At 53.7% G+C, this 214-nt stretch carries 1 protein-coding gene; it reads left to right on the top strand.

Annotated elements, in window-relative coordinates; translation table 11 throughout:
* The coding region (locus tag BHE85_RS20355; RefSeq protein WP_242412332.1) for an IS1 family transposase at nucleotides 1-214 on the top strand (214 nt) is incomplete at both ends.

Genomic DNA, 214 nt, shown 5'->3' on the forward strand with positions numbered 1-214 from the left:
CCAGAAAATCATTGATATGGCCATGAATGGCGTCGGATGTCGCGCCAGTGCACGCATTATGGGCGTTGGCCTCAACACGGTTTTACGTCACTTAAAAAAACTCAGGCCGCAGTCGGTAACCTCGCGCATACAACCGGGCAGTGATGTGATTGTCTGCGCTGAAATGGACGAACAGTGGGGCTACGTCGGTGCTAAATCACGTCAGCGCTGGCTG

It is taken from the genome of Shigella sp. FC1567, from assembly GCF_001743015.1.
Lineage (GTDB): Bacteria > Pseudomonadota > Gammaproteobacteria > Enterobacterales > Enterobacteriaceae > Escherichia > Escherichia coli.